The sequence below is a fragment of the Desulfobacterales bacterium genome (assembly GCA_029211065.1).
In the GTDB taxonomy this organism is placed as follows: Bacteria; Desulfobacterota; Desulfobacteria; order Desulfobacterales; family JARGFK01; genus JARGFK01.
In genome coordinates this window covers 1-4,648 of the sequence record JARGFK010000192.1, presented here as the reverse complement: position 1 = coordinate 4,648, position 4,648 = coordinate 1, and the positions used below count along the sequence as shown (strand labels likewise).

The following is a 4,648-nucleotide window of genomic DNA, read 5'->3' as shown; positions in this document are numbered from 1 at the left end:
ATATCGGGATATGGATTTCTTCAAGCTTAAAATCTTCGCGCTTCATGAAGCGAAGTACGCTTTAGTCGGATGAACCATAAGTTTTTTGTCTAAAATTAACCTATCACCCTGATTCTTCAGGATCAACGAGGTTTTTTACTTTTTTTGACGGTGAATCAGGGTTCACCTGATTTGCTTAACCATTTAAGTTTACGGATAATTTTGGCAAACCAGGCACATTTAAGACCGACGTGCCGGTTGCCTACAAGTTGTCTTCGACCGGGCCAATACAACACTTAACGCTGAGATTCCTCAGACAGCATCCGGGCTATGGCTTCCAGCGCCAGCTCGTATCCCAGGGCCCCGAAACCCGCCATCCGGGCGGTGACGATATCGGCAATCAGCGATTTGTGGCGAAACGGCTCGCGCTTGTCGATGTTGGAAAGGTGGATTTCAACGATGGGAATCTGCAGCAGCAGGAGCGCATCCCGGATCGCCACGCTGGTATGGGTATAAGACGCAGGGTTGATGATCAGCCCATCATGTCCACCCGCCGCCTGGATCTTATCGACAATACCCCCCTCGTGGTTGGACTGAAAGGTTTCCACCGCGATATCCAGGCGCCGGCCCCGTTCCACCAATTGACTGTCAATGTCCGCAAGGGTTTTGCGCCCGTAAACATCCGGTTCTCTTTGGCCCAGCATGTTCAGATTCGGCCCGTGGATAACCAGCACCGATCGCTTTTTTTTTCTTTTTGCCTTCATAGATAACTCCCATAAATAAATAGGCTTCGCTACAGATATTCCTCTAGAACCCTTCCTTTCTTCTTCTGACTTCGGGCTGCTGAATTCTTAAAACCGTATACTTTTCATGATTTGTTGCGCCCAAACCCGGGCATGGGGGTTCGTTTAAAAACACATATACGGCGTAATAAGCTGCGGGCAATTAGACCCACATCTATCAAGCCATTTGTCTGCGAAATTCATCTATGGTTTTTTTATAGTCCGGCGTCCCGTAAATGGCCGAACCGGCGACGAATACGTCCGCGCCGGCCCGGGCGATGCTTTGGATGTTTTCCGGATTTACACCGCCGTCGATTTGAATCAGTGTGGAAAGCCCCCGGTCAGTTATCATTTTTCTAAGCGCCTGTATTTTATCCAGGCTGTTGGGAATAAAGGCCTGCCCTCCAAATCCGGGATTCACGCTCATAATTAAAACGAAATCAACATCCCCAAGCACCCAGGCGATGGTATCCAGCGGGGTTGAGGGGTTCAAGACAACCCCGGGACGGGCGCCGGTCTCTCTGATAAGCTGAATCGTCCGGTGTAAATGGATGCAGGCCTCAACCTGAACGGAAATCAAGGCAGCGCCCGCTTTTGCGAAATCCGCGATATACCGGTCGGGGGCCTCAATCATCAGATGAACATCGATGGGAAGTGAGCTAACCCGCCGGACAGCTTCCACGATCAATGGCCCCATGGTAATGTTGGGAACAAAATGACCGTCCATCACGTCCACGTGAATCCAGTCCGCCCCGGCCTTTTCAACCGCCGAAACCTCCTCCCCGAGTCTTGAAAAATCCGCTGACAATATGGATGGTGCGATTAACATCATGAATTTCGCTCCTGTATTATTATTAATTTAATTGAGACTCGCACCCTTAGAAGGGGGCCTCATCCAATGGTTTATAAGAGATGTTCAAGGTAATGCGAATAACTCTGCCTTGATTTTCCCCCCTTTCCTAAAGGGGGGCCGGGGGGATTTTAAGCGTGACCTGTTGGCGGCTTCAATCATCCGTTGACCCGTTATGGAAATCCCCCTCTAATCCCCCTTTGCCAAAGGGGGATTTAGTGACAAATACCTTACTGTTATAGTTAATGGCTTCGGACGTTGTTAACATAACCTAATTCGCCAGGCTTTGCCAGGCTGAAAAAAACTGTTTTTCAGCAAACTCGCCATTTTTATAAAGAGAAACAGATACATCCTGATTCTTCGGAATCAAGATCCAGATTTCCTGGCCCGACCCCATAAACTCATCATACAGATCGGTTGAAAAGCCGAACCACTCCATCTTAATGCCGATGCGCTCTTTGATAAATCCGCTTTCCTGCCGGTATCGGTAAAGTCTAACACCCCCGGCATCCTCGATCACGGCGCCTCTCATTTTATCGTCTCTTGTGTTGACTTCCAGGTTGACGCTGCCGCCTTCAAAAACCCGTTCACCGGCGGTCGGCTCCTGACTGACGATGGCATTCGCGGGTTTGCTGCCCATGGAAACCGATTTGATATTGCCCAGCAGCAGGTTGCTGCTTTCGATTATAAGAATGGCTTCTTCCAGCGGCCTTCCGGTCAGGGCCGGCATTTTATAGGCGCCGGGCCGGACGCCCATGCTCGTTAGCAGGTCCACGCTGGTACTGCGCTTTATCATCGCACCGGGCAGAGGAACCTGGGCCATCACCTCTTCTTTTTTTACACTGTCACTGTATGACGCGGACGCTTTTCCCAAAGACAGTCCGTTTTCATCCAGAATGATCCGGGCCTGCTGAAGGGGCAGCCCCACCAGATTCGGCGTCAGAACCCTAAAGGACCCTTTGGAGATGACAATCCTGATGTCGCGCCCCCTTTTGATCTCTGACCCCGGTTCCGGCTCCTGATAAATGACATGATTCATGGGAACGGCATCATCATATTCAGACCCTTTTACTTTGGTATTCAAGCCCAGATCGGTCAGAATTTTTAATACATACACCACATCCTTGCCGTTCAGATCGGGAACGACAACCGCATCTTCACTCCTGATGATCAGGGTAACCGTCAGATAGGCGCTGCCCCCCGCCACCATCAGAAAAGCGATCAACAATACGCCTATTTTAGATATGCGCTTAATCACGTGACCCGTCTAAGTCGGACTGAAAAAAAACCATCCATGCTGTTTCGGTGTGGAAAGGTTTTAAAATATCCCCTGTCCAAGCAGCCGCGCGCTTCCCGGGGAAGTCCCCCCGGTTCGTCATCTATAACAAAGTTTTCATGATTATTCAAAAAAGCTTTAATGACGTCCTCATTCTCTTCGGATTCCGTGCTGCAAACCGAATATGCCAGGATCCCGGAAGGTTTGACAATCCCTTGGAGGTTTTCAAGAAACCGGATCTGCCGGGCGCCCAGCCGTTTCAGGTCCTCCTCGGACGAAGACCACTTAGTGTCCGGGTTTCGCCGAAGGACGCCCAACCCGGAACAGGGGGCATCCACCAGGACACGATCAAACATCCCGACCTGCGCACAGGTTAAAATGCCGCTCAGATCATGATTCAGCGTTTTAACTATTGTAACACCCAGACGCGACATTTCAGAACCGGTCTTCTGCAGCTTACTGTCGTCAACATCCAGGGCGATAATCTCACCGCGGTTTTTCATCAACTGAGCGAGATGTCCGGTTTTCCCGCCAAGCCCCGCGCAGCTATCCAGGATTCTCTCCCCGGGTTGGGGATCCACCAGAGAGACAACCAGCTGCGCGGCCTCATCCTGGACTTGAAACCAGCCCTGTTGAAAGGACGGCATTTCCGCAATGGGTTTTGTGGGGTGGCGCAAACTGACCCCGTCCGGCGCATGGTCTGTCTTCCGGATTTCTTCGGCGTCATGACCAAGGGCGGTCATCAGCCCCTGCCGGTCGGATTTCAATGTATTGGCCCGCAAGGTGATGGGGGGTATCAAATTAATGGCATCACAAAGCGCCGCGGTTTCGTTTACCCCGAACCGCTGCACCCATCTTTGAATCAGCCATTCCGGAAACGATTTTATTGCAGCAAGGGACGGCACCGGCCGGCTGCTGATTTCCGGAAACGGAACGTTTTGATGCTCCCGGGCCATCTTCCGTAAATTCGCATTCACAAACCCTGCCACCCATGGCGCCGCCACGGACTTGGCCATCTCCACCGACGTATTGACGGCAGCGGAGGTTGGCACCTTGTCAAGGTTTGTTATCTGGAAAAGACCCAGGCGCAGCAGGTTTAAAATTTTGGGATCGATTTTATGGATTGGCTTTCTGGAAAAATAGCTGATAATCCAGTCCAACCGGCCGCGCCACCGCAGTACCCCGTATACCAGGGCATAAAACAAGGCCCGCTCTCTTTTCGGCAGGATATCCCTGCCGGCAAAATGATCGTCCAGTAAGCGGTCCAGCGTTTTGTTGCCGCCATCGAGCCGGTTGAGAACTGCCCATGCGGTTTGACGTGCATCTTTTTCGGGCATTTACCTTATCGGATAGCCACCATTAGAGGGGTCGGCTTTGGTTATCCCCGGAGGGGGGTTGTTTTGTTGTAACTTTCTCCACCTGTCGAAAATACAAATGTCAAATTCCAAAATCAATCAAATCCCAATGACCTAAATTTGACACTTTCATAAAAAGTCCTAAATTCCGTCATGCCTGCGAAGGCAGGCATCCAGAACCATTTAGAATCACTGGATTCCCGCTTTCGCGGGAATGACGATAAAGGCGTATTTTCGACTTTTTATAAGACCATCAAAATTCAAATATTCAAACAACGTTTTGCACGGAAAGTTTTGGTCATTGAACCTTGGAATTTGAGATTTATTTGTAATACTGGGTATGCAGTTAACTCAACCGCCCACTATATGTAGAGGGTTACCTCCAATAATCATTTGGCGCGACACA

4 protein-coding genes are annotated in these 4,648 nt (G+C 50.4%); all 4 read right to left on the bottom strand.

Translation table 11 applies throughout. From position 1 onward, the window contains the following. Positions 1–275: 275 nt before the first annotated feature. The 4 genes from aroQ to rsmB all read right to left on the bottom strand — a co-directional run bounded on the left by aroQ (position 276) and on the right by rsmB (position 4,224). Positions 276–743: a type II 3-dehydroquinate dehydratase gene (gene aroQ, locus P1P89_22325; GenBank protein ID MDF1594257.1), complete on the bottom strand. Its 468-nt coding sequence runs from the start codon at positions 741–743 to the stop codon at positions 276–278. A 196-nt stretch (positions 744–939) separates the two neighbouring features. Next, positions 940–1,593 carry a ribulose-phosphate 3-epimerase gene (rpe, locus tag P1P89_22320; GenBank protein ID MDF1594256.1) on the bottom strand — a complete coding sequence of 218 codons (654 nt, stop codon included), beginning with the start codon at positions 1,591–1,593 and terminating at the stop codon, positions 940–942. A gap of 289 nt (positions 1,594–1,882) precedes the next feature. After that, entirely contained in the window at positions 1,883–2,869 is a 987-nt protein-coding gene (locus P1P89_22315; protein MDF1594255.1) for a PASTA domain-containing protein, read from the bottom strand. Continuing rightward, positions 2,866–4,224: a 16S rRNA (cytosine(967)-C(5))-methyltransferase RsmB gene (gene rsmB, locus P1P89_22310; protein MDF1594254.1), complete on the bottom strand. Its 1,359-nt coding sequence runs from the start codon at positions 4,222–4,224 to the stop codon at positions 2,866–2,868. The genes P1P89_22315 and rsmB overlap by 4 nt, the downstream gene beginning before the upstream one ends. Between the last annotated feature and the right edge of the window lie 424 nt (positions 4,225–4,648).

Bases quoted from the DNA above. Each gene is read 5' to 3' on its own strand.
- aroQ (MDF1594257.1), bottom strand. From the start codon at position 743: ATGAAGGCAAAAAGAAAAAAAAAGCGATCGGTGCTGGTTATCCACGGG.
- rpe (MDF1594256.1), bottom strand. From the start codon at position 1,593: ATGATGTTAATCGCACCATCCATATTGTCAGCGGATTTTTCAAGACTC.
- rsmB (MDF1594254.1), bottom strand. From the start codon at position 4,224: ATGCCCGAAAAAGATGCACGTCAAACCGCATGGGCAGTTCTCAACCGG.